At 42.1% G+C, this 23,354-nt stretch carries 33 protein-coding genes and 2 pseudogenes; 9 read left to right on the top strand and 26 right to left on the bottom strand.

The genetic code is table 11. From position 1 onward, the window contains the following. Positions 1-17 precede the first annotated feature (17 nt). From NPX99_RS06405 to NPX99_RS06395, 3 genes are read left to right on the top strand one after another with little or no spacing between them, the layout of a single operon-like run. Positions 18-221 carry an Arc family DNA-binding protein gene (locus NPX99_RS06405; RefSeq protein WP_004859798.1) on the top strand — a complete coding sequence of 68 codons (204 nt, stop codon included), beginning with the start codon at positions 18-20 and terminating at the stop codon, positions 219-221. Beyond that, positions 214-975 (top strand): phage antirepressor KilAC domain-containing protein, encoded by a 762-nt coding sequence (locus tag NPX99_RS06400; protein ID WP_269031048.1) that lies wholly within the window; start codon positions 214-216, stop codon positions 973-975. Before NPX99_RS06405 ends, NPX99_RS06400 begins: the two co-directional genes overlap by 8 nt. After that, entirely contained in the window at positions 972-1,250 is a 279-nt protein-coding gene (locus NPX99_RS06395; RefSeq protein ID WP_269031047.1) for a hypothetical protein, read from the top strand. The genes NPX99_RS06400 and NPX99_RS06395 overlap by 4 nt, the downstream gene beginning before the upstream one ends. A gap of 53 nt (positions 1,251-1,303) precedes the next feature. On the opposite strand, the gene NPX99_RS06390 is transcribed toward NPX99_RS06395, so the two are convergent. The 14 genes from NPX99_RS06390 to NPX99_RS06325 form a co-directional block, all read right to left on the bottom strand. Then, complete coding sequence (locus NPX99_RS06390; RefSeq protein ID WP_269031046.1) at positions 1,304-1,522, bottom strand: hypothetical protein; 219 nt, start codon at positions 1,520-1,522, stop codon at positions 1,304-1,306. After that, positions 1,503-1,721, bottom strand: a complete 219-nt coding sequence (locus tag NPX99_RS06385) for a hypothetical protein (protein ID WP_269031045.1) — start codon at positions 1,719-1,721, stop codon at positions 1,503-1,505. The genes NPX99_RS06390 and NPX99_RS06385 overlap by 20 nt, the downstream gene beginning before the upstream one ends. After that, positions 1,654-1,881 (bottom strand): hypothetical protein, encoded by a 228-nt coding sequence (locus NPX99_RS06380; RefSeq protein ID WP_269031044.1) that lies wholly within the window; start codon positions 1,879-1,881, stop codon positions 1,654-1,656. Before NPX99_RS06380 ends, NPX99_RS06385 begins: the two co-directional genes overlap by 68 nt. Further along, positions 1,878-2,540 carry a lysozyme gene (locus tag NPX99_RS06375; RefSeq protein ID WP_269031043.1) on the bottom strand — a complete coding sequence of 221 codons (663 nt, stop codon included), beginning with the start codon at positions 2,538-2,540 and terminating at the stop codon, positions 1,878-1,880. Before NPX99_RS06375 ends, NPX99_RS06380 begins: the two co-directional genes overlap by 4 nt. Before the next feature lie 289 nt (positions 2,541-2,829). Beyond that, positions 2,830-3,252 (bottom strand): type II toxin-antitoxin system VapC family toxin, encoded by a 423-nt coding sequence (locus NPX99_RS06370; RefSeq protein WP_269031042.1) that lies wholly within the window; start codon positions 3,250-3,252, stop codon positions 2,830-2,832. Then, on the bottom strand, positions 3,253-3,516 hold the full coding sequence (locus tag NPX99_RS06365; protein ID WP_241438586.1) for a hypothetical protein: 264 nt from the start codon (positions 3,514-3,516) through the stop codon (positions 3,253-3,255). A 129-nt stretch (positions 3,517-3,645) separates the two neighbouring features. Then, positions 3,646-4,956, bottom strand: coding sequence for a phage late control D family protein (locus NPX99_RS06360; protein ID WP_269031041.1), 1,311 nt, complete (start codon positions 4,954-4,956; stop codon positions 3,646-3,648). Next, on the bottom strand, positions 4,953-5,177 hold the full coding sequence (locus NPX99_RS06355; RefSeq protein ID WP_269031040.1) for a tail protein X: 225 nt from the start codon (positions 5,175-5,177) through the stop codon (positions 4,953-4,955). Before NPX99_RS06355 ends, NPX99_RS06360 begins: the two co-directional genes overlap by 4 nt. After that, positions 5,174-5,554 (bottom strand): phage tail protein, encoded by a 381-nt coding sequence (locus NPX99_RS06350; RefSeq protein WP_269031039.1) that lies wholly within the window; start codon positions 5,552-5,554, stop codon positions 5,174-5,176. Before NPX99_RS06350 ends, NPX99_RS06355 begins: the two co-directional genes overlap by 4 nt. 5 nt (positions 5,555-5,559) lie before the next feature. Next, positions 5,560-7,794, bottom strand: coding sequence for a phage tail tape measure protein (locus tag NPX99_RS06345; RefSeq protein WP_269031038.1), 2,235 nt, complete (start codon positions 7,792-7,794; stop codon positions 5,560-5,562). Beyond that, complete coding sequence (locus tag NPX99_RS06340) at positions 7,791-7,853, bottom strand: hypothetical protein (protein WP_234924827.1); 63 nt, start codon at positions 7,851-7,853, stop codon at positions 7,791-7,793. The genes NPX99_RS06345 and NPX99_RS06340 overlap by 4 nt, the downstream gene beginning before the upstream one ends. Positions 7,854-7,900: 47 nt before the next feature. After that, a complete protein-coding gene (locus NPX99_RS06335) occupies positions 7,901-8,188 on the bottom strand; it encodes a phage tail assembly protein (RefSeq protein ID WP_269031037.1) in 288 nt (95 codons plus the stop codon). A gap of 2 nt (positions 8,189-8,190) precedes the next feature. Beyond that, on the bottom strand, positions 8,191-8,697 hold the full coding sequence (locus NPX99_RS06330) for a phage major tail tube protein (RefSeq protein ID WP_269031036.1): 507 nt from the start codon (positions 8,695-8,697) through the stop codon (positions 8,191-8,193). Continuing rightward, entirely contained in the window at positions 8,697-10,088 is a 1,392-nt protein-coding gene (locus NPX99_RS06325; RefSeq protein ID WP_269031035.1) for a phage tail sheath subtilisin-like domain-containing protein, read from the bottom strand. The genes NPX99_RS06330 and NPX99_RS06325 overlap by 1 nt, the downstream gene beginning before the upstream one ends. Before the next feature lie 356 nt (positions 10,089-10,444). Here NPX99_RS06325 and NPX99_RS06320 point away from each other — a divergent pair, with 356 nt between their 5' ends. The 3 genes and pseudogenes from NPX99_RS06320 to NPX99_RS06310 all read left to right on the top strand — a co-directional run bounded on the left by NPX99_RS06320 (position 10,445) and on the right by NPX99_RS06310 (position 11,719). Then, a complete protein-coding gene (locus NPX99_RS06320; protein WP_269031034.1) occupies positions 10,445-10,966 on the top strand; it encodes a Rha family transcriptional regulator in 522 nt (173 codons plus the stop codon). A gap of 123 nt (positions 10,967-11,089) precedes the next feature. Then, positions 11,090-11,341: a type II toxin-antitoxin system Phd/YefM family antitoxin gene (locus NPX99_RS06315; protein WP_269031033.1), complete on the top strand. Its 252-nt coding sequence runs from the start codon at positions 11,090-11,092 to the stop codon at positions 11,339-11,341. Further along, a pseudogene (locus NPX99_RS06310) lies at positions 11,334-11,719 on the top strand (hypothetical protein). The gene NPX99_RS06315 and the pseudogene NPX99_RS06310 overlap by 8 nt, the downstream one beginning before the upstream one ends. Positions 11,720-11,728: 9 nt before the next feature. Here NPX99_RS06310 and NPX99_RS06305 read toward each other — a convergent pair. Continuing rightward, positions 11,729-12,025 carry a HigA family addiction module antitoxin gene (locus tag NPX99_RS06305; RefSeq protein ID WP_269031032.1) on the bottom strand — a complete coding sequence of 99 codons (297 nt, stop codon included), beginning with the start codon at positions 12,023-12,025 and terminating at the stop codon, positions 11,729-11,731. Between the two features lie 87 nt (positions 12,026-12,112). Here NPX99_RS06305 and NPX99_RS06300 point away from each other — a divergent pair, with 87 nt between their 5' ends. Beyond that, positions 12,113-12,277, top strand: coding sequence for a hypothetical protein (locus tag NPX99_RS06300; RefSeq protein ID WP_269031031.1), 165 nt, complete (start codon positions 12,113-12,115; stop codon positions 12,275-12,277). Here NPX99_RS06300 and NPX99_RS06295 read toward each other — a convergent pair. From NPX99_RS06295 to NPX99_RS06260, 8 genes and pseudogenes are all read right to left on the bottom strand, one after another. Continuing rightward, positions 12,274-12,513, bottom strand: coding sequence for a hypothetical protein (locus NPX99_RS06295; protein ID WP_269031030.1), 240 nt, complete (start codon positions 12,511-12,513; stop codon positions 12,274-12,276). The genes NPX99_RS06300 and NPX99_RS06295 overlap by 4 nt on opposite strands. 9 nt (positions 12,514-12,522) lie before the next feature. Then, positions 12,523-13,911, bottom strand: a complete 1,389-nt coding sequence (locus NPX99_RS06290) for a Bgr_08870 family protein (protein WP_269031029.1) — start codon at positions 13,909-13,911, stop codon at positions 12,523-12,525. Positions 13,912-13,978: 67 nt separating this feature from the next. After that, positions 13,979-17,121, bottom strand: a pseudogene (locus NPX99_RS06285) (DUF4815 domain-containing protein). A gap of 1 nt (position 17,122) precedes the next feature. Then, the gene (locus NPX99_RS06280; RefSeq protein WP_269031028.1) at positions 17,123-18,229 is read right to left on the bottom strand and encodes a phage tail protein; all 1,107 of its coding nucleotides are present in this window, start codon (positions 18,227-18,229) and stop codon (positions 17,123-17,125) included. Continuing rightward, entirely contained in the window at positions 18,229-19,056 is an 828-nt protein-coding gene (locus tag NPX99_RS06275; protein WP_269031027.1) for a baseplate J/gp47 family protein, read from the bottom strand. Before NPX99_RS06275 ends, NPX99_RS06280 begins: the two co-directional genes overlap by 1 nt. Continuing rightward, positions 19,053-19,394: a GPW/gp25 family protein gene (locus NPX99_RS06270; protein ID WP_269031026.1), complete on the bottom strand. Its 342-nt coding sequence runs from the start codon at positions 19,392-19,394 to the stop codon at positions 19,053-19,055. The genes NPX99_RS06275 and NPX99_RS06270 overlap by 4 nt, the downstream gene beginning before the upstream one ends. Continuing rightward, a complete protein-coding gene (locus tag NPX99_RS06265) occupies positions 19,391-20,080 on the bottom strand; it encodes a phage baseplate assembly protein V (RefSeq protein ID WP_269031063.1) in 690 nt (229 codons plus the stop codon). The genes NPX99_RS06270 and NPX99_RS06265 overlap by 4 nt, the downstream gene beginning before the upstream one ends. Beyond that, positions 20,061-20,609, bottom strand: a complete 549-nt coding sequence (locus NPX99_RS06260) for a hypothetical protein (protein WP_269031025.1) — start codon at positions 20,607-20,609, stop codon at positions 20,061-20,063. The genes NPX99_RS06265 and NPX99_RS06260 overlap by 20 nt, the downstream gene beginning before the upstream one ends. A 52-nt stretch (positions 20,610-20,661) precedes the next feature. Between NPX99_RS06260 and NPX99_RS06255 the strand changes: the two genes are divergently transcribed. After that, positions 20,662-20,976, top strand: a complete 315-nt coding sequence (locus tag NPX99_RS06255; protein WP_269031024.1) for a type II toxin-antitoxin system RelE/ParE family toxin — start codon at positions 20,662-20,664, stop codon at positions 20,974-20,976. A 16-nt stretch (positions 20,977-20,992) separates the two neighbouring features. Next, the gene (locus NPX99_RS06250) at positions 20,993-21,289 is read left to right on the top strand and encodes a HigA family addiction module antitoxin (protein WP_078688424.1); all 297 of its coding nucleotides are present in this window, start codon (positions 20,993-20,995) and stop codon (positions 21,287-21,289) included. 41 nt (positions 21,290-21,330) lie between these two features. On the opposite strand, the gene NPX99_RS06245 is transcribed toward NPX99_RS06250, so the two are convergent. From NPX99_RS06245 to NPX99_RS06235, 3 genes are all read right to left on the bottom strand, one after another. Beyond that, positions 21,331-21,609 carry a hypothetical protein gene (locus tag NPX99_RS06245; protein WP_269031023.1) on the bottom strand — a complete coding sequence of 93 codons (279 nt, stop codon included), beginning with the start codon at positions 21,607-21,609 and terminating at the stop codon, positions 21,331-21,333. After that, entirely contained in the window at positions 21,606-22,334 is a 729-nt protein-coding gene (locus NPX99_RS06240; RefSeq protein WP_269031022.1) for an antA/AntB antirepressor family protein, read from the bottom strand. The genes NPX99_RS06245 and NPX99_RS06240 overlap by 4 nt, the downstream gene beginning before the upstream one ends. Before the next feature lie 260 nt (positions 22,335-22,594). Beyond that, positions 22,595-23,131 carry an antA/AntB antirepressor family protein gene (locus tag NPX99_RS06235; protein WP_269031021.1) on the bottom strand — a complete coding sequence of 179 codons (537 nt, stop codon included), beginning with the start codon at positions 23,129-23,131 and terminating at the stop codon, positions 22,595-22,597. Positions 23,132-23,354 lie beyond the last annotated feature (223 nt).

The following is a 23,354-nucleotide window of genomic DNA, read 5'->3' as shown; positions in this document are numbered from 1 at the left end:
GTGCATATGGAGGTAAAATGAAAACGATCCAATATAAAATAAATATGCCACATACATTAAAGGAGTGGTTGTTTAATCGGGCGACTGAGAATGATCGCTCTCTTTCATCTGAAATAATTAACATTCTCAAAAAAGAAAAAGCGCTAGAGCATAAGTCCGCAAAAACTCTCTCTAACGCTTTACATCTAACTAACCTGAAAGAGGTCAATTACAATGAATAATAGCACATACTTACCTATCAATAAAGACAAATTAATCAAATTACGAGAAGTCGAAAACGAGCCTCGTGTTCGCGATGTGGATTTAGCAGAAAAATTAGGGTTTGTTCGTACACGTGACGTTAGAAAATTAATTACAAGAAATATACAAGAAATAGAACGGTTTGGGAGGTGCGCCACTGTGGCGCACGTAATAAAGGGCAATAACGTAACAGAATATTGGCTTAACGAAGAGCAGGCGTTATTGATTGCGACATTATCGAATACAGAAAAATCTTCTCAAGTCCGTTATATGCTTATTAAGTTATTTGTTGCATGGCGTAGGGGCGAGATAAAGCAATCCTATGTTCAATCGATCGACTACTCCAGTCCAGCAGTAATGCTTGGTGTCTTAACGCATTTAAAAGATGAAAACGAGCGGAAAGACAATATCATTGCTAAATTAGAACCAAAGGCAAAAGCACTTGATGGTTTAAAACGTTCTGATGGCTTGTTTGGTTTGATTGAATCTGCAAAAATGTTAGAAATACGACCAAAGGACTTAACTGATTATTTGCGTAAACATGATTGGGTCTATCGCCGTGCTCCAAGTGGTCCATTGTTACCTTATCAGGATAAGATCAAGAAAGGTTTGATGGATTGCCCTGCTATTACCATTCAAAGACCGGATGGAACAGAAAAGGTCCTGCCTTCAACAAAAATCACATCCAGAGGATTGGCATGTTTGAGAGAACAAATCCATGGAGGTGTACAATGAATACCAGTATCGACTTTTTATGTGATTTGTGGATGGCGTTGTCTCAATTTTCTAATCATCAAGGCATTGGAGATGCAGATTGTAACGCCTTAGTTCAAGTCATGGGCATTGTAGAAAAAGCTTTGATTTTAAAGCTTCAAGATGAAGTGCCAAATATTACAAAGATTCTAGCAGTTCTTACAGACTTTGGAGCTTCAGAGTTTCCCGCAGCGATAGATCCTTTTTTTAAAGCTTACCAGCCAAATTGGGAAAACCCTATTAAAAAGGTTGCTTAAGTAAAAAACAGAACTCTTCTCCCCGTCTCAAAAATGGGGAGGGGATAAAGCTTTTAGTTTTTGCTTAGCCACTGTTTTAAATGTGCAAAGACATTGTCTATCGCATCCATAAGACGAGCAAAATCAAGGATAAGCAAAAAGAGAAAAAACGCTATCCACTTCATCAAGCGAGACATCATTTTCACACTTTGATAGGTGAGTATCATTTCCTGAAGCATTTCCTTTTCTGCTTCTGTAAGCTCGGTATGTTTTTCAGTTTTTTTTCTGGCCATGTTTCCATCCACACAAGTATTCACCCTGCTTGTTATGCTTTAAGATCTCTCTTGCTAAGTTTGGACTGATGGCGTTTAAATCTTGCCGGTTTAAATAAATAGGCAACCAACCAACACAAGAAGAAACGACTCTATTTGTCGCGCAACCAGTCAGAGAGAGCAGCGCGTACATCAGCATCACTTTTTTGATTAATTTCATTTTCCACCTCGAGCCGTGTTTTTGCTGTCTTTAAAGCATTCTCTGTTTGCTTTTGTTGTTCAGCCTTTTTTCCAAGGGTAAAAGCTCTTGCTACAATCATAAAAAAAGCGGCTAAAGCCGCACCAGTTAGCATCAGATTTTTTTTCATCCATAAGATCATAGGCGGTGTTCCTGAAAACGTTTGGCCACAAAGAAAAGTCCAGTACAGGCTGCTAAAACCATAATGGCAGCGAGAGCCCATTGGATAGGACCATTGCCCGCCAACAAACCGCCAAGACCAGAGAAAGAACCAATGATTGGGGTTAGGGCTTCTGCTTTGAAAAGCCCCGTCGGCTGTTTGGTTTCTACTGGTTGATAATTGGAGGAAACATAAGCTCCTTTTGCCCATAATCCTGCTTCTGCTGCACGCCGGTGTGCTAGACCTTGTAAGCGTTTCCCGCCTGCTTTGGTCCATTTCTGTAGTTCGGAGGGAATTGCTTCATATTCACCTTGATTGAGCTTTTTTAACAGTGTTGAATTGCAAAAGGCTCCTGTTCCTACATTATAACAAAAGGACACGAGTGCTGCGAATTGTTCATCCGTTAAGGAAACTTGAACGGCGCGTTCGACAGTATTCTCAAATTGTCTTAAATCTTGGCAAAGAAACGCTTCGGCTTGTTCTTCAGTGACTATCATGCCCTTATGAACAAAGGGGTTTCCAGCAGCGTTTGTATGCCCATAACCAATGGTCCATACACCAATGACATCTTTATAGGCGTGTAGACGTAAACCTTCCCATTGTTTAATCAGTGCTAATCCTTCTGATGATATTTTTCTCATAGGTTTCTCCATAAAAAAAGCCCACCTCTATGGATGGACACTTAAAGTTTCTTGATTGAGTAACGACCAGAAAATTCAACAGCTGTTACTTGTTTTATTAATGATAAAATTCTTTCTCAATATTTTAACAATTAGCAAATTATACAGAATAACTCATCAAACATTTCTTGATTTTATCTTGATATGACAACAAAGGAGGGACTGGAGCAGGTCGGGACATCCAGTGATACTAAGATTCGTGCAATTATGTTGACGTAAATGACCAGTCAAGTCCTTTGCTCGTAACGGATCATATTTTTTCGATATCTGTATGGATAAAATCGTTTCCTTTAAATAACAGTGGTAATTCATAATTTTTGCTACAAGCATAAGCAAAACAATCACCCATATTAAGTCGTGCTTTGCTGCCTGTTCCCTTACCAAAATTCATATAAGCATGAACAGCAGTTTGATATTCGCGATCCTCAATAGTGACAAATTGAATATTGTAAAATTCTAGAAAATTATCAACTAAAGCTTTTGCTTCTACAACTGTTGAGCGTGCAACAGGTTTTCCTTCTTGTGTTTTCTCAAAGCAAAGTCCAGCGACAGCTTCCCACACAGCCATTGCTGACGTATGATTTTGCTGAGTTTTTTCCATCTTTTCGATAAAAACAGGTGCCTCTTCCTCACCTAACAAAATAGCAAGAATAGCCGAAGCGTCGAGAAACATTTAAAAGCCTCCGCTTAAATCATCAAAAAACGCCTTGCGCTGTTCTTCCGTATAAGAATTATATTCTTTACCTAAAAATTTTTTGGTTCGTTGCTGAAGCTCTATAGCCTTTTCCTGATAAGAGACTTCTTTTTTCTTAGCTTCTTTTAACATCAAAAGTGCTGCTTCAATTGTTTGAGTATAAGTATTATAACCATAAAGGTTTTTGACTTCATCAGCTAATCTTTTAACATTTTTATTCGGAACAAAAAGTGTATCAGACATTTTCTAACCTCCAAAACTAATATCAATTTATTACAATTATAATATCATATAATTAATATTAGTTCCAGTATTTTTAAAAATCTCAAACAATTCTCTGTCCTTTAAGCGGAGAGAAACGTTACAATTTCTTTAAATATCTCCTTCATCCATATGGATGACGCCTTCACCTTCATCGCATGCATTTTGTGGAGCGTTTGGATCAAGGGTATCATCCTTGTCTGGCGTTGTGTTTGCAACATTTCCAGCTGCATCTTCTTGTGCTTTGTCAAAAAGTTCGCACTCTATTTTTGTGGTGTAACCACCCGTTTTATCAAGTTTGTGCTTGACGCTTTTGATGCGCCATTCTGCTGGTATATAAGGACGGAAAGGGGGCTCTTGAACAAGTTTTGCCTCTGCTTGCACAAAGGGATTACCTCCAATATCACAGGAGAAAGAAGACTTACCCCGTGATGATTTGTTACGATAAGCAGCAATGGCTGCAACAGCTTCTGATTGATTATGATAGGTATATTTGAGTTCATGAAACGGTGAATGACCGGATTTGACTTCTTTCTTTTCACCACTGCGGATATCATAATAGGTTGCGATAACGCCGCCTTTTTTCTCTTGTTCTTGCTTTTCCGCTTCTTTTTCTGTTTTTTCTCCTCTCTCTGGTTCAGGTGGAACTGGTAGATCATTTTCATCCATATGGATGGTGTTTTCATCCTCCTCTATCTCTTCTGGTGCACGTGCATCCGCTGCGGCTTTTTGGTCCTCATCACCATCCATTTCTAAACCATTGGCTGCACCTGCTTCATCCCGTGCGCTGTATTTAAAATCCCAAGAGGTGCACTGTTCCTCATGAATGACAACAACGGGGAGTGTCTCGCCGGTGATGGCTTTGCCTTCCCCCCGTTTGGCAAGTACAAGCTTACCATCAACAGGCTTTGCTACCGCATCATATTCCTCTGCAAGGCGGGCGGCAAAAGCCATATCACTTTCAGTGGTTTGATCAATATGACGCACAACAATTTTCGCAAGAGAAGGATCAACTTTTGCGGTATAACCATTACGCTGTGCGATTTCTTGAACAATATTGCCAAGTGTTTGCTGGTGATAAGATTGGCTTTTTGGTGTTCTATAAGACGTGTTCATTGCCGCGGCACGCCCTGTAACAGTTAAGCTTTGTGGTGGACTGCTTACAGAGATTTCGTCTATCAGATATGCCCCCATATCGCGTATTTTGCCGCTATCATAGCCAAGTGTTACGGAAAGAACTGTTCCGATAAGAGGTATATCAAGAAAGCCATTATCACTATTCCGTGCACGGTCATCAAGCTCTATGGTGATACGGTCACTCTTGTCTTCTGCCTCATCGGTTATTTCAATCGACAAAACATAATCCATGAGAGTTTTGGTAATGTCTTCTCCATTTGCCAGAACCATGAAAAAAGGTTTCATGATTTGCTGCCCCAAATTCTGATCACGGGTGTGGCTTTAGGATAGGGGAGGGATGGCAAAATGATTGTGATGCCTGCTGTTAAAATGGGTCCATAGTCTGCAAGTCCAAAATTGGCTGCATAAACACGTTCAACAGCAAGCGCTTGTTGACCTTTGGCATAGTATTTCCAGCAAATGGCATCGACCATATCGCCTTCTTTGGTCCTGTAAAGATCACTCATAGGTCTTCACCATATTCTCTCAATTTGACTGTAAATTCTTGTTTTTTTGGGGTGCCATTATGATGAAAAACACTTTGCTTTTCCTCCACGGAAAGAATGACAAATTTTCCTAAAATCTTGCCTTGTCCCGTTATAAGGATGTGAGGTCCCTCATGGGCTATTTGCCGCAAATATTCGAGCTGTCCATGACCACCTTTAAAATCTGGATAAATTATACCCGTTAAGGAAAATTCTGCATTTGCAACAGCAGGTAATTGAAGGGCTGCTTTTCGCCCCAAACGCCCTTGCTCCACCCATGGCACCCCATAAGACAGATCAAGGGTTTGATAGGCTGCCGTTTCGATTGAAAAAATAAAACCACCTAAAGCAAGCATCATGGTATTTAATCCGAAAGGCTAGAGGCTATCGCCAAACGTTGCTGTTTGGCATAGCGTTCAAGGGCTTGATTGACAGCGTCTCTGATTTCGTTCTTGAGACCATTTGGTACTGAAATATTTAAATTTGTAATGGTCACGCGGGCGTCTACTTCAACAGCTTTATGAACTGTAATGGGCTTAGGAGCTTTGAAGGCACTCATTTTTGCATTTGGAGCCTGCATGTATCCTGTCTCAACTGTATCTGTATTAAAACCACTGTTGCGTTTTCCAGATGGACTATTGGGTACAACGGCTGTATCAACCATTCTTTTTGCACGTGCGTTGGTTTCATCGGTAAAGGTTTTAATCGTTTCTGTTGAAGTTTTGTTGATTGAAACATGAAAACCAAGCTTTTCTTTCATCCAATCAGGCATCCAACTGGTTAATGTGCTTATCATGCCGCTAAACCATTCGGATAGGGCTTGCCACTTGCTTTTGATACCATCCCACAAGCTACCAATGAGATTAGCACCTGCATCCATTAAATTGACCCCAAACAACCATTCAATCAGTGCATTGATTTTTTTTGCTATCCAAGCCAGCGGTGAAAACTTTTTAAAGAGATTAAAGAGTTTACTGAAAACGTTACTGCATAAGCTAGCAAAAGAATCCCATAATTTGCTTATGAAATTCACGACGGTATCCCAGTTTTTGTAGAGCAGATATCCAGCGCCAACAAGTGCTGCAATGCCCCCGATTATCCAACCAATAGGAGTGGTCATGATTGCGACACCAAGCGATATAAAAGCAGATGCCGCCGCAGTTAATGCTGAAAGCAGAGAGCCTATAAGAGTTGCAGCAAGTGAAAAAAGAGCGGAACTAACAGAGACTAAGGCTGAAAAGAGTGTTTTTGCAAGAGTTACAGTAAGCCTCATAAATGCTGAACAAACTGAACCTATTGCTGAAAACAGCGGTCCTGTAAAAGCAACAGCCAGTCTGATAACAACTGCACTAACGACAGTTAAGGATGTAGCTAACCATCCATTGATTTTGTCCCAGTTTTTGTAGAGCAGATATCCAGCCCCGACAAGCAATGCAATGCCGCCAAGTATCCAGCCTATGGGAGTGGTCAAGATTGTATAGCCAAGCGTGACAAAAGCTGCACTCACTGCGGCTAATGCGGCAATAAGTGGACCAAAAATAAAGGAACCAAGCGCTATAAGTCCTACCTTTAAGAGAGTTATTTCACCAACAAGCGGTTCCATCCAGCGAAACCAGCCTTTAATTTTTTCTGTGAGATCGCTTATAGTTTTTCTCAAATCAGAGGTAGGATTAAGCAAATCATTAAAGACTTTTTTTAAAGTTTTTGCCCACCCAGCAACGGTTGTTTGAATGAGGTCACGGTTTTCATCAATCAATCTTGAAAAAGCATCAATCATATCATTGATCACGGGCATAAAGCGCGCGCCAATAAAGCTAGCGACACCGCCTATTTTTTTCTTAAAAGCTCCCATTTTGTCACTTAAGTCTGCTGCATAGCGTGCAACATCGGCACCGATAAGCCATTTTCCTTTTCGTGCCTTTGCAAACAGCTCTTTGATGGGCGCCATCCCTTGTGCAAGCATGGCGGCCATTTCTTTTCCATCACCACCAAACAGCAGAGCAGCAATATGCTGTCTTTGCGCTTGATTTTTCATCTTACTCATCTTGTCGGTAATTTCTTCTAACAAAGCGGAGTTTGATTTGAGTTTTCCAGAGGCATCTTTGACAGAAATGCCAAGTGCCTCAAACCCCATAATGCCTCTTTTTTGTCCGGCATATGCTTGTGCCGAACGCCTATTTAAAGTTGCTAAGGATTGTTGAAAAAGTTCAGCAGAATATCCTGAGTTGTCTGCCGCATCACCCCATAACTGAAGTGCTGTAACACTCATGCCCAAATGCCGTGATGCGTGATGAAGACTATCCCCAAGATGCATGGTTTTCATGGTGACAGCGGTGATACTTGCGATAAGACCTCCACCGGCAAGCCCTAAAGCACCGGTAAAGAGCGAAGCACGGCTTGCCGCTGTACCAAGGGCACTTTGAACGCCTTGCAAACGTGATGTCATATTTTTTACCGCAGCAGAAAAGCGGGGGATACTCAATCTATGGGAGAGTGTCTTTGACAATGTATCAAATTTTTTTTGAAGATGTTTAAGAGGTGCGGTGAGATTGTCTTCAAGAGACAATTTTACCTTTGCATCAGCAACTTTTTCACTCATTTTGTCTTATACCTTTCTGCTGCTTGTTTTCGCCAGAAGATTAACTCTTGCGGTTCCATTTCCATCATGTCTGCAAGGGACCAATGAAAAACAATGGCAATATCCGCTATGAGTTTAGCGGCGGTTTCCCAGTCGAGGTATCCCGCCGCTTGATAAAAGACTCTAAAATTTCTCCAATGCTCGATAAGTCACTAATATCGAGTTCCCCAACAGCTTCATGGGGCCATCCAGAAAGGCGTGCAACCATAGCAATTGTTTGTTCAATACCTTCTTTTTTATCGATTGCTTGCACATCTTTTGTTTTGGGGCGCTGTAAGGTAATTGTGGTATGCTCTTTTCCTTCAAAGGTAACAGGGATAAGCAATTGATGCGTAATGCTTGATTGTACGGTCATTTTTATATTCCTAAAAAGTTTTTATGTTCTGCTAATTGATTAACACCATTGAATTTTCTGATTAAGTTGAGGACATCTATCTCAACAATTTCAACATCTTTCTGGACATATTTGAAATACTGCAATGTAAATGTAGCAGTGGATGTTGCTTTGCTTCCCGGTTGCCATTCTGCCATTTCAAAGCCTTTGCAAAGCCCCCTCATAGTGATGACAACACCTTCTGCTGGTGTGCCTTGTGCTTGCATTGAACTTCGCAATGAAATGTTCACATCAGAGCGCCCTAACAGTGCCATCAACTCTGGAGAGCAATCAGAAATGGTCATGGTGAGGATGAGCGTTTCAAGCCCAAGATCAACCTCAAGAGAGCTATCCATGCCACCACCGCGATAGTTTTCAACAACCAAACTTAAATTTGGCAATGTCACGCTTTCGCATTTTGCCTGATAGGGAATACCATCAACAAAAATGTTAAAATATTTTAGAACTCTCGGTAAAACAGGTACAGTCATTAAAAGATCTCCTCTAAGTAATCATTGATGATGCGTGAACGGAATGTGATGTGTTCTGCTGGTGTTGTTGGTGTAAATTCGACATTGAAATAGACTCTACCGCTTTCAATGGCGCTTGCTGTATTCAACTCTGGATCAGGCGTGCACTGCCCACCAAGAATGGCGCCTTGCGCTTTTAAATCACGCAAATAGGCATTGACGCTTTCACTCACATCACTCATGTAGGTTTTTTTGATATTGCGGTCGACAGCCCACATGTGTCCACGCAAGATGGCGTCATTGATCATATCCGCGGTTCTCACAACGGATAAGAAAGCGAATTTTGTGTCGCTTGAAAGGGTGCGATTGCCCCAAAGACGATAACCATTTTCGCGAATAATTGTTGTGATGTTTTGTTCATTGAGGAGGTTGGCACGGCTTGATCTGTCACCAATGGAAAAATCAATTGGGCGGGTAATTCCTACAATGCCATTGATCACTTTGTTTGAAGGGGAATGCCAAAAACCATGTGTGAAATCTGTTTTGGCAATGACACCAGCAACCGCTGCACTTGCAGGCTGTTCTAGGATTTTTCTATCACGATTTACCTTTACAAAAGGATCAACAATAACAGCGCGTTTTGAATCAAAATCCTTTGCTGCTCCAAGAGCTGCTTTATCGGTTGTGTTTGGTGCGTCAAGTACCACAATAGCACGGAGACGCTCGGCAATGCCAATTAACTCTGCTGCTACAGGATTAGAGGTTGCACTGATTTCGGCTTTTGCTGTTGCACCGGTTCCATCACCTTCAATCGTTACATTGGGGGCGGTTTGGTAATCAAAGCCATTGTCTTTGAGAACAATTGAGGTCACTTGTCCATTGGCAAGGATTGCTTCTGCTTTTGCCCCGCCGGCAATTTTAACAGTTGCTTGGGTATAACCGCTCCCTTTGTTGGTGACATCAATCTTGCTAAGGCTAACAGGGCGTTTATGGGTAAAACCTGGAGCAATCAGAATGCGTGGTGTTTGTCCAAGAAGGGATTGCGCTCCAATCAAAGTATGCACACCTTCATAAGTACCATTTGCGTTCACACCGCCTAATACATTGGTCAATGTTGCGTTTTCATTATCGCCTTCTTGCACACGCACGACAACAACAATGGCGCCCACTTGCTTGAAAATGAGATCAAGAGCATTGGGTAGGGTACCTTGACGTTTTCCTGTTTTATCCAGTTTTGCTGCTTGTGAAAGTGAACCGGTAACCAACACCGGTGTGTTTAATGGAAAAGCCTGTTCATCGGCATCGGGTGCTGTGCCGACAATACCGATAACTGCCGATTGAACTGCGCGAAGGGGACGCGTTCCATCGTCCACCTCGACAACTTCAACACCGTGTAAAAAACCTGTTGTCATTATGATGCTCCTTTGCATGATTGGTGAATAAAATGAATGGAAAAAATCAGAGACAAAAAACCGCTCTTGAGAACGACTTGACAAAAATTTTAAAACCGTTAGATTCATAAAAAGGTGCTTGAAAAACACCTCAAAACAACAAGCGGATTGGTTACCGAAATAATCAGTCTTCTGTACATTAAAGACTTTGACTCGTTATATGCTACACGCATATAATAGATTTGTCGGGTGTGGTTATGCTATACAATACCCTTTCGGGGGAAAGGCATAACGACGGGCTTGTTGCCGTGTTTTTCAGCACCCGGCATTTTTATAAAAAATGTCAATGAAAAACGTCTAACAACAAGGAGTTCATCATGAACAATTTAGTAACAATTAACAATGATGGTATCGCTGTCACAACCTCTTTAAAAGTTGCAGAGGGGGTGAGGCATACTCATAAAACAGTTATGCAGCTGGTTCGTCAAAATATTAAAGACTTTGAAGAATTTGGTTCACTCGCATTTGAAATGCGAGTGAGTAGAAAAGATGGTAAAGGCGGTCAAAAGAGAGAAGTTGCTATCCTCAATGAACCACAAGCAACCTTACTCATGACCTATATGCGTAACAATGATATGGTGCGTGCATTTAAAAAAGCACTTGTTAAAGCTTTCTACGATTTAAAAAAACAGTTAATTGATAATGACCGTGACACACGATTTGATTTTCCAAGCAACTGGGATGAAATGGGAGCTACTGAAAAGGCTGTTTACATTTACGGACCTCTCCACATGCATCTTGTCAAAGCCTTTACATTAGCAGAAGAAAGCAAACATTATAAAACACTTGTTGAAGAAGCTAAGCGGGTCTTAGCAAGATCTGTTGTAAAAGCTGCGTAGTTTAAAACATAATTTCATCTCCTCGTCTTTTAGGCGGGGAGAAAATTAACCTTGTAAAACATCTTTACATAATACATATTATACGTACAATACGTGTTATTTAATTAAGGATAGGATGCGCCTATGAAGAAATATAGTTTTACCGATGTAAACCGTGGAGCTGGCGATATTTTAGACGAAGCAATGTCTACACCTGTCGCCTTAACAAAGCGAGGACGTGAAAAGATTGTTATGCTTCCTATCAATTTATATAATGAATTAATCAAATCCCATTCCAGTGTACAAGCTTTTTCTTACACGGATGCACCGAAGAATATATTAGACGACTTAGATCGTGGTTTAGATGATATTTTAAATGGCGACGAATATGTTTAAAGCAGGTGATGTCGTTAGATATTATTATTTGTGGCATGAACAAGCGCAAAAAGGTGAACATTCAGGGCGAAAAGCACGTCCTGCCTGTATGATGGTAAAAACTGAAAGTCATTTCTTTTTGTTTCCGATTACTTCCCAGGAACCTCTTAATTTGCAATTTAGCTTAAAAATACCTGAAATAGAATGTAAGCGTGTGGGTTTACAAAGCAGTCTTGGATACATGTTGATGAATTTAATGTTGTTTCTTGCAAGGCTTTCTATGACTTTGAAGATTTGAAACCACAAGGGCGTTTTAGTCCTGCTTTTATACGTAAAATTGCACTTAAGATTAAAGAAGTTAAAGCAATAAAACCACTTAGGAAAGTTTCTAGAGACTGAGTTACACAATTAAACAGTATGGAGTATCGGAACTTTACTAACATCTGTTTCACGCTCGGCATGCCAAGCATCATAATTGGCTTGCATACGTAACCATATGGCTGCTCCATTCCCAAACATTTTGCCAAGACAAGCTGAAAGAGAAGGGGTGATAGGTTTTTCTGCATTTAGAATATCATAAAGATGCTGGCGTGATATACCAAGCATCTGTGCAATTTCTGTCTTCGTTTTGCCAGTTTCAGGAATAATTTCTGCTAAAATTTCTCCTGGATGAGTAGGACAGCGATTAGGATTACGTGTGGTCATGGACAGTCTTCTTTGCAATTAATTTTAAAACTATTACAATCTAAACAATATGATATCAATATTGTGTAATTTAAAGAAATTTAAGAAATGAATATCAAACCACTTCGCACTGAAAAAGATTATCAAGAAGCTTTAGAGATTGTGTCTGCAATGTTTGACAATCAACCTAAAGAGAATACTCCAGAATTTGATAGAATGAAAATCCTTGTTGCATTAATTGAAGCTTATGAAATAGAGAATTGCCCTGTTTAAGCTTTCTCTTTCGGTTCATCTACAGACTCTACAGGTGTGTCTGTCTTAGCCCTTTCAGAAGACGAAGAAGCATTTTCTTCATCAATAATGGGAGGAGAGAATACCCCATCTTTATAAGTCCAGCCGATTTGCGCTTCATTTGAGGGAATGGCCTCACCATCAAAGATGTGAACATAATCTTCTGGCGCCACAATAATATTTGTCACCACACCATTTTCAACAACTGCATATTCCATAAAAAACTCCTATATAAAAAATCTTAACAACACTGCTCCATTACCGCCATCGCCACTTTTATCAGATCCACCATCTTCTCCTGGGAAGTAGCCACCCCCACCGCCACCACCTTGTCCACTGCCTTTGCAGCCTTTACCACCATGGCCACCTTTATGGCTCTCTCCGCCATAACCACCTCTTCCATTCTGAGCACCAGCACCTCCACCGCCACCGCCACCAAAAAAAGAGTTCCCGCCATTACCACTCCCCCCATCGCCGCCATTCCCACCAGCGTAAATAAAAGAGCTACCTCTATAACCATTAGAACTAGAATCGCCGCCACGGCTACCATTGATGGATGATGCGCCTCCTGAACCACCGGCGCCCCCACCTCCACCAGCCCCCCCATACGCTATAATAATTCCTTCAATACGTGTATCACCACCAGCACCCCCACCGCCTCTCGGAGAAGCACCTCGTCCTCCTCGACCAACTTCAATAACTTTTGCCGATTTTAGCCGTGAAGCTTTGATTTTAATACATGCATATTGACTTCCACCGCCACCGCCGCCACCGTAGTAGGTGATCATGCTGTTAACAAAACCGGTATTTTTTAACCAGCCTCCATATCCTCCACCTCCACCGCCACCCCATGCCCATATTTCGATATCGGTGTCATTAGTGACGCCATCAGGAAATGGGATGGGACCACTTTCTTTTACAAGAATTTCAAGGGGAGAGGTCGCTTTTCTCAATTTCGTGATTTCATCACGTATTTCTTGAAGAGCAACAAGAGCTTCATCTTTGCTATAAACTTCTGCACCATCCACTTTCAGCGGTCCTTTAAGCGTGCTCCCTGTTGCACTTAAACTTGTGACCACTTCCCCATTATGCATGAGAGCTAATGATGAATTGCCTATGATTTCCAAACCATCACTCATAGTGACTTTTTTTGTGAACTTGTTATAATCCTGCCATTCATTGGCTTGTTTTAGGCGCCCATAGCTTGTCAAATCTTCGTTAATCTTGGCTCTAAATCTATCAAGACCAACAATATCTTCAATTTTGTGTTGGTGTGCTCCAAGAAGGGAGATAGCACTGCCAAAGGTAAAATGATTATTGCTTGCTTTGTAGAGAACATAATTATTGGCGGCATCCTTAGCGCCCTCGATATCGCCCAAATCAGCAAAGGAAAAGGTTTTATCCGCTGGCATCTTGCCTTTGAGGGCTGCCTCAAGATCTGTAACATCCCCTATGCTATGTGTATGTTTTGCAGAGGCTTTGTCGTCTAGCTTTTCCTCAACTTCCATGATGGCTTGATCAAGTTTTGTCAAGTTCTCACGCAAAATGGGGAATTCAGAACTGATAAAACGCCCTTCTTTCGGCAATTCCATGGCAAGCTTTTTGGTTTTTGTCATTTCCATTCTCCAAATTTTCCAAATCTCTCAAGCAGCCCCAAATTTCATCTTTTAAAGTAAGGGGGTATCACAAAATACCCGCACCAAAATCACGCAGCATTGACCGCGCCGAAGGTCCACCGGTTAGCGTGAGTTTCAAGCGCGCTTGCTTTGCTGTTTGGTCGTGACTGACAAATTTTCGCTCCACCCAAAGGGGTTCAGTAAGTTGTTTTGTTTCCTCTAAGGTCAGAGGGGTAAAAGCACCATCATCCAGTTGCATCTCGAGGGTGAATGTGGAGCCGCCTGGTAAAAAGGTCTTGATATAGCTGGTCAATCTTGCCTTCTCACCAAAGGCAAAAGCACGGGTAACATAGGTTGCTGTATTATGGATTTTTCCCGCAATCAACTGAACAGGAGCAAACAAAACCGGTGAGAGCTTCTCTGTACCTCTCAGAATGGCACGTAATTGAACCTTTTCACTGATATATTCGGTGAGGCTTAACAATTGAAAGGGAAGAAGCTGGTAAATCGTGCCATTGTTTCTTTCAATTTCAAAGATCACCGAACAATCACTTGAAGGCAATTCAACCGCGGCACGGATTTGTAAATCAGAACAGTCAGCAAGATCAAATGTGCCAAGATCAATGGTTTTTTCTGTTTGTGTATAGCGTGCTGCCAAGACACGAAAAGCCAAAGCCTCATCTTGATGGGCATTCCATGTTTGCGCATTGACAGAGGAAAAACGAGGACCGGTCACATAGGGATGGCTTGAGACAAATCTTTGCTGTTCTTCATCAAAACCCCCAAGCTTTGCGAGTGAGAGGGAATGATTGCTATCATCGGTTTTAATGACAAAAGCGGTTAAGCGGTCATTGGGCACGAGGAGTGGGACATCATAGCGTGCCTGTGCCCATCCAGTTTTTGCCCCCTTCATGGAATAAAAGCTTTGGGCTTGGATATTGGCGGTCGGATAGCCGTTTTCGGTGGTAACCAAATCAATCACCAGATCATGGTCCTGATTGCCAATTTTGCAAAGATGAAAGTCAATGCCGGTGATTTGCCGTGTTTCATCGGGAGTAAAGACTTGCGCTTGCGGGTCCACTTGCGTCCAGATCTTCACCGTTGTGGTGCGCCGCATCACCTTCACATCAATAACACCTTGCCCAGTAAAGAGACCTGTCGCAAGGGTTCCCCCTTTGCCTCGTGCTACAACATTTTTGGTGCCGGCAGGAATATTTTCAGGGATTTTGAAAGTGCCTTCAAGAATACCATTGCCATCGGCAACAAGGCGGCTTTTTGGCAAGACATTCACACCATCAAAGGTGAGACTGTCTAAAATTTCCCCCTTGCCAAAACCTTCAATTTTAAAGTCAAGGGTAATTTGTCTTAAAAAATCGATTTGTTCATGCGCAACATTGATCAATTCATCCTTTGCCTCTGTCTTGCGAAGACTGCTGCCACGGTGTGTTCCCATAAACAATTGATTGGTGACACTCGAGAGCCAATCGGTGCGCTGTTCGTGCCAAAAGTCTGTTGCGGGTGTGAGGGTTACTGTACCAGGGAGGGGGGCAAAATTTTGATAGGGGTTGATTTTTTCGCAAGCGGTTGTCAATTCTTGCGCAATGATCACTTCATTTGTCCAGTCAAGGGTGACAGGGGCTTTTAAAGGCGCGGTATAGAATGTTGGATCAATGGCAAGCTGCAAAATACCGTTGCCTACGGCTCCTGTTTGTTGAAAGCCTTCATCTCTATAAGAGTCATCCAGAAAAGGGTCGGCAAACATGCCTTTTTTGGCAACAGGCTCTTTAGAGTCGACATTGCTTTTAATGCGCTCTAACTGCATCAACCGGTCAAGGGAAAGCACGCGTTGAAAATAACGCCACATCTCATCATAGGGGGCAACCCGTGTGCCATCATTGACAACTACCGGCGTTTCAAGCCAATTGTTGGTGATAGTTGCAAGGGACAACACATCATCAGGAACACTCGGTGCCATCGGTTGGTCTGCGGAAATACCCTTGATATAAACCACATTGCCTTGTGTATTGAGACCTATACGGTCAATACGCGGCAATTTGTAAGTGTAACTGACAATGATATCCCCCCCTTGCGCACCCCCTGAGACAGTGATTTCTTGTGCCGTTACCTTATCGGCGGTCACTTGTGCACGATAGCGGTAAGTGACTTTATAAGTACTCCCTATAGCTGGTTCATCTCCCACGGGCGCCCAATCAATGGTATCACCGGTCTTTTTAAAATCAGTCCCTTCTTTAAATTCCTTGTCGCCTTGCATGACTTTGAGAAAAGAGGTGATGCTTTTATCGGGAACACCATCACGCCCTGCAACGACCGCACCACGAGTGACGTTAACGGTTTTTTCTTTTGTCAACAAAAGAGAGTGAATATCGGCAATGGGCGCATAATAACTTTTGAAGGTAAAGCTTGTTTTGCCTTTTTGAGGTGCAAAATATGGGTTTCACTAGGAACAACGCTTGTCGAAAACTCTTCTTTCTCTTCATGGCGCAAAGCAGCAAGGCGCTTGCGCTTAAAGCCATTGATATTGGCTTCTCCTTCTTGAATACTAAAGACTTGGCAACTATTGTTTGGTCCTAATGCCGTTACACGGCATCCATTGACGATATAATGACCATGCGCGCGGTCATAAGTAGCAATGGCTTGCATGGCGGGTTCAAGCAGAGAGGGGGACTTTTGATCAATCAAAATGCCATCTTGCAAAATATAAACCGGAAAGAACGTGCCTTGCTGCCCATCCTCTTTGAGTGCCCAAACAAGCTTTGCACTCTCGCGCGCCGCACCGGGCTCTCCTTCTGCCAAGGTGCCGGGGACTTGCCCCAACAGCTCTGGATCATCCTCATGAGTAATCCATGTTTTTTGCAACTTCACACCGATTTCAAGGCGCCCAACCATGGAAACATTGTTGAGAACAGCGGGTGCAACAGGAAAGATATCCCCTGCGATATAGATCTTGCCCTCTGTTAAAGTAACGGTCTTCGCGTCTTTATTAACAAAGGCATCGGCTCGTTCAACACGGTCTCCTTCTTTGGCAACAAGGCGCCCCAAGCGGTCATGGCGCCCTCGAATAATGGTTTGAACCTCATTCAGTTCACCACTTTGGATAAAGGGACGTTGCCCATAGAAAACAACGCTTTGTTGGTCATCTTTGCCGCAAGATCTGTCAATTGCAAAGGGTAAATCACTTTCATGCTTCATCTTAAAACCTCAATAAAATCTTGAATTGCTCGCGAACATCACCGCGCAAAGGAATATTGACGGGCGTTTTGATGATCTCCACACCACCCTTTAATTCATCAGGCTCCAACCAAAGTTTGCCAAAGGGAACATCTTGTTTGGGGATGGCGTGAACGAGAACAGAAAAAGAGGCTGCTTGTTTGCCGTCAACATCGCCAAAATCTGTTCGTGCTGCTAGAAAAAGCGCCGTGCCCATCGTGGAGGGTTGAAATTTGCCGCCTGCATGGCTGTACACACCCTCCAAAGCCTGTTCGACAGGCGCTACAGCATAGCATCTGCGATACCCAATCACGGCATTTTGGTTGTCTCTTAACACGAGATAAAGCGTGCGGTTGCAAAACCACTCTGCCATCAAAATATCGCGTTCATGTTTTTTGACCGAACACCACGGAAAGTTCGCCATATCCCATGGATAATCAATCTGATCCCAACTTAATTCTTCGTCCCCATCATCGATCCAATTGCCAATAAGCCTGCCTTCTTCTTTGCTAAGAAGATGGGTGCTCTCTGTGGTGCGCCCGAAGGAAAACAGTGTATTCCCCGCTGTTATGCACACACCGCTTTCATATTCCAGCAGACTGTCATCAAGGCGTGACATATTGCCTTCCATGGCTTGTACGTCATAACCATTGACACCGCGGCGAAAATCAGAGCGCAAGCTTTTGGAAAGCTCTGTGATGGCTTCAATCGCTTCGAGCTGTGTTTGTTCAGGCAATTGATCAAAGTAAAGTTGAAAGGAATTCCACCATGCACGCCCCGTCCATGCCGGCGTGAAGCGTGCTGTAATTTGAAGCCATTCAAGCCCTCTATCAATGGCGGAAAGAGAACCACGCAAACGCTGCCATTGGAGCCCTTGGTCAATCAAATCATAGAGGTTTGGAACATAAGGTGTAAGCTCTCCAAGCCCATATTCTTCAATCAACCATGGCAAGAAGCGGGGAGGGCGGGTGATCAGTTTAGAACGTGAAATCCCCAAAACAGCGCCATCCACATCTTGATGAAAGTCGCAAGCATCGGCAAGGTGTTTTTCAAATTCTGTTGCATTGTTTGGGAGGAGGGCGCCAACCATTAGCGTGCCCGTCCTTTGAAGTTTAAGATGACCTTACCAATCGCTAAAACCTCTTCATCACCAACGGTTCTGTCTTGTGTTGGTGTAATGGCAATCACTTTCTGAACACCCGCAATCATTAATTTAGAAACCCACCATGAAAGGCTTAATTCACGACCAATGGCTTGTTCTTTTCGCCATGCAGCTCTTAAATTTGTTTCCATTGTCGTGAGAATTTTCAAGGATGTTTCGGGTAACAGCCAAACATCGGCTTGCAAATCCACCACTTTTTTGACAGCAGCATGCACAATGATTGTATCATTGGTCATGATGATATTTTTTCTGTGAAGGGCTTGTGAGACTATTTGTATGAGGTCTTCTGATGCTGTCCCTTCTTCATTATTGCCAAAAAGTGCAACATAGATGGTTGGATCTTTGCCTTTTCGATAAATAATGGCATCCTTAACACGGCTATCTGCGGACATGGCGATAAGTTTGTAATAGGGTTCTGTTCCGCTTCCCTTGCCACCACGGGCATGAAGTTGAATACGTTCACGATACCTCTCGTCACTTTCATCCTCCATGCGGGCAATTCCATGCCAGTTTCCCAAAGCATCAAGGGATTCACCGGTTGCAAAATCAAGAATATTGTTGCGTGCGGCTTCGTTAATACGTTGCCTTAAAAGCAGTTCTCGATAGCTAAAAGCTTCAATGACTTTGACTGCTGGATCACTTTCAAGAACAATATATCCGGGCAACAGTTCTTTTAAATGGGCAAGAGCAGCAGCTCGTATTTCTTCAAAGGAAATTTCTGTGATGATATCTGGTTTTACAAGCGCTCCATTCATTTTATCAGCAATCCTTCCATGGTGATGGGCTTGCCTGATGGCAAATAAAGACCTTCAAAGGACAAGGAAACTTGCCCATTCCCATTCCATTTAAAATCAATCTTGTTCAGTTTAAAACGTGGTTCCCACTTGTCTAAAGCCTCAGCAATAGCGGCATAAAGGGTAACAGCAAAGGCATCATTGACCGGTGCATCAATGATATCCGCAACGCGAGAACCATAATCACGACGCATTACACGCGTGCCAATGCGTGTTGATAAAATATCAAGGATTGATTGGCGCAAATGCGCAATGCCGGTCAAGGGCTTTCCTGTGCTACGGTCCATTCCTATGTTCAATTGGGACCTCCTGTCATGGATCCACCAGGAACAACACCACCGTGAACATGGGTTGCTCCTACATTGGTGCCGTTATGCCTTAATCCACTTGAATGAATGGAAACATGATTACCGGAATGAAGAGAGAGACTATCATTGGCATTTAGTGAAACGCCCCCATCCGCTTTCAAAGAAATGCTGCCCTTTGCATTGAAATTGATATCGCTTTGTGAAACAATTTTTATGCCTTCTGGTGCGGTAAGTTCTAGCTTGCCACCATCACCTTTAAGAGACACGCCATCCGCAATTGTGAGAATGAATTTTCCGCCTGATTTGATATGAATACTATAGCTGTTTTGTTCATCATCATATTCAAGGATGGTGCCATCGGGATAAATTGTTCTATGAATATTGCCTTTATCGGCGGCTTGATGGGCATCTGTATGGATGGAACCAACAATCACCCCTTGCGATAAATCCCCTGATGATGCAACCACCACCACTTGTTCTCCAACATCACGTCCTTCATAAGAGCGTGTTTTACCGGCGCGAGCTTGGGTATCTGGAATCCAGTCACTAATAAGATTGCCACTTTTTACCCGATAGCGTGCGTTTTTATGGTCGACATGGCTAATTTTGCCCACCATAACCATATTGGCTACACGTCTTTTTAAATCGGTGATGTCTTTATCGCGCCGCTCTAACATGGGTGTTCCCAATTTTATGATATTTGTCTTCATTGCCCACATCTGTTTGTGGTGTAATCCTCAAGAAAGGTTCAACAAGTTTTGCGGTTGCATCACCTGCTTGTGTTTCAGGGGAGGGGATATTGGTCACATAAGTGACCTCAAAGGTTAAAATTGCCCCATGGAGTGCTTGAGCACCATTATCGCCAAAGGCAAAAGCAATATTTTGCAGGGAGCATGTTTCCACGGTGTTATTGAGATTGGGATTGGCGTAGAAGATCTCTTCCACCTCCCATGCTAATTGGTCGACAAAACGCGCACCATCTTCTTGTGTAGCATAACATTCAACATCCACGGTTAAGACACGCCGCCTTACTCCATAATCATATCCATCTTCAATTGTTTCGCTTTGTGTTGAGATATTAATGGCCGGCATTTTCTCAACGGAAAAGTTGAAATCACGCATATTGAAAACATTGTCACCAGCAGCCGTCTTTGCTGCTTTGATCAATGCAACAAAGCTTTCTCTTATCGTCTCTCTCGGATGCATAAAAGTTCCTGTTATTCAAAATTTATTCTTTCTTTGAGCATGGTATCATGTTATGATACATAAAAGAATGAATAAAGGTGATTTGGTGATTGAATCTTTTGCAGATAAGCGATGTAAAGATCTTTTAGAAGGGAACCCGCCCAGAGGCTTTCCTTCAACTCTAGTGCGTATCGCCCAAAGAAAATTGTTTATGCTTGATAAAGCAGTTGATCTCAAGGATTTGCGCAGTCCCCCGGGAAATCGTCTAGAGGCATTGAAAGGAGAGCGTAAAGGACAATATTCTATTCGTATTAATGACCAGTTTCGTATTTGTTTTGAATGGCGTTCTAATGGCGCCTATGGAGTTGAAATCGTAGATTATCATTGATCTACAGGAGGTCGAGATGAGAAATTATATAGCAATACATCCCGGAGAAATTTTACGGGAAGAATATTTAAAAGAATATGCTCTCTCTGCTTATGCTCTTGCAAAAGCATTGAATGTTCCACGCACGAGGATAGAACGTATTGTTGCTGAAAACAGTCCAGTAACTCCCGATACAGCACTAAGATTAGCCTATTTTTTTGATACCACTGCTGAATTTTGGCTTAACATGCAAGCTGCTTACGACGTTAGTATATTACAAACTGAAAAAGCAGACGAATTTTCTAAAATCAATAAATTTGAATGTAGAGTTTAACCACCTCCCCACCTTTAGAGATGGGGAAGGGGGATTTTAATTTAAGCAACCTTTTTAATGGGGTTTTCCAAATCTGGATTATAAGCTTTCAAAAAAGGGTCCATAGCCGTGGGAAACTCTGAAGCTCCAAAATCTGTAAGAACAGCCAAGATCTTTGTAATATTCGGCATTTCATCTTGAAGCTTTAAAATCAAAGCTTTTTCTACCACGCCCATGATTTGAACCAAGGCGTTACAATCTTCATCTCCAATGCCTTGATGATTAGAAAATTGAGACAATGCCATCCACAAATCACATAAAAAGTCGATACTGGTATTCATTGTACACCTCCATGGATTTGTTCTCTCAAACATGCCAATCCTCTGGATGTGATTTTTGTTGAAGGCAGGACCTTTTCTGTTCCATCCGGTCTTTGAATGGTAATAGCAGGACAATCCATGAAGCCTTTCTTGATTTTATCCTGATAAGGTAATAGAGGAGCCCCCGGAGCACGCCGATACACCCAATCATGTTTCCGCAAGTAATCGGTTAAATCCTTTGGTCGTATCTCTAACATTTTTGCAGATTCAATCAAACCAAACAAACCATCAGAACGTTTTAAACCATCAAGTGCCTTGGCCTTAGGTTCTAACTCTGCAATCACATGATCTTTCTGTTCGATTTGACTTTGTAAGTGATTCAAAACACCTAATACAGCTTCAGGGCTCGAGTAGTCAATCTGTGGTGTTGTTATCTGCTTTGCAAGTTTTTCACATTCGATAAAATACTCTCTTGCTTGGTGCCCTTTGTCATTACGCTCGATCATCGAAAGATGTTTAGCCATATCTAACGTGATGTAATATTCTTTCACTTTTCCACCCCGGTAAAAATTTACCGTAGTTACAAAGTCTTGATTTTCACGAAATTTACATTCTTTAATACGGTTTTTTATCCAATTTCTAAACTCAGACTTTATTTCTAAAAAACTATGTAACTCACGTGCGTCGACCGTTTGAACAGTTTCCTGATCAATGATTTGTTCTTTAATTTCTATAAGAGTGTTCATATGAACTCCGTACGATTAGATGTTTTTGATTGACACTCTAAAAGAGTGCCGGGCGCTCAAAAACACGGCGTACAGTCCGTCGTTATGCTTTCCCCACGAGGGTATTTTATGGCATAACCACACCCGACGAGGTCATTATATGCGTGCAACATATAACGAGTCAAAGCTTTTAATTGGCGGAGAAAAGATTGTTTCGGCAATCCATCCGCTGTACATTTAAGGTGTTTTTGAGGCACCTGATTCGATTATTCATATTGTCGCTACATTGTCAAGTGGCAATGTAATGTTTTTACGCAGATAATCTGTTTTGCTGCTTCAATCAACCCAAACAAGCCATCAGAACGTTTTAAACCATCAAGTGCTTTTGCCTTTGGTTCTAATTCGGCAATCACATGATCTTTCTGCTCGATTTGACTTTGCAAGTGATTTAAAAAGCCAATCATAGCTTGAGGACTTGAGTAGTCAATCTGTGGTGTTGTTATCTGCTTTGCAAGTTTTTCACATTCGATAAAGTATTCTCTTGCTTGATGTCCCTTGTCATTACGCTCGATCATGGCAAGGTGTTTACTCATGTCTAAAGTTAGGTGGTACTCTTTTACTTTTCCACCGTTTTCTAAATTTTTAGAAAGCGTTACAAAGTCTTTGTTTTCTCGAAACTTACATTCTTTTATGCGATTTTTAATCCAGTCTGCAAACTTTGATGTGATGTTTAAAAATGCATGCAACTCACGTGCGTTGACTGTTTGAACAGTTTCCTGATCAATTGTTTGTTCCAATATTGGAATAAGAGTGTTCATGGTAAACTCCTAGATGTTTGAATGTTTTCATTGACACTCGATAAAAAGTGCCGGGCGCTGAAAACACGGCATCTAGTCCGTCGTCACACCTTTCCCACGAGGGGTATTTTATAGCGTAACTACACCCGACAAAGCCATTATATGCTACACACATACAATGAGTCAAAGCCTTTACAATGCGCGGAAGAGTGATTATTTCGGCAACCAATCCGCTAGATGTTTT

It is taken from the genome of Bartonella sp. 220B, from assembly GCF_026930205.1.
In the GTDB taxonomy this organism is placed as follows: domain Bacteria; phylum Pseudomonadota; class Alphaproteobacteria; order Rhizobiales; family Rhizobiaceae; genus Bartonella.
This window is presented reverse-complemented; position numbering and strand designations above follow the sequence as displayed.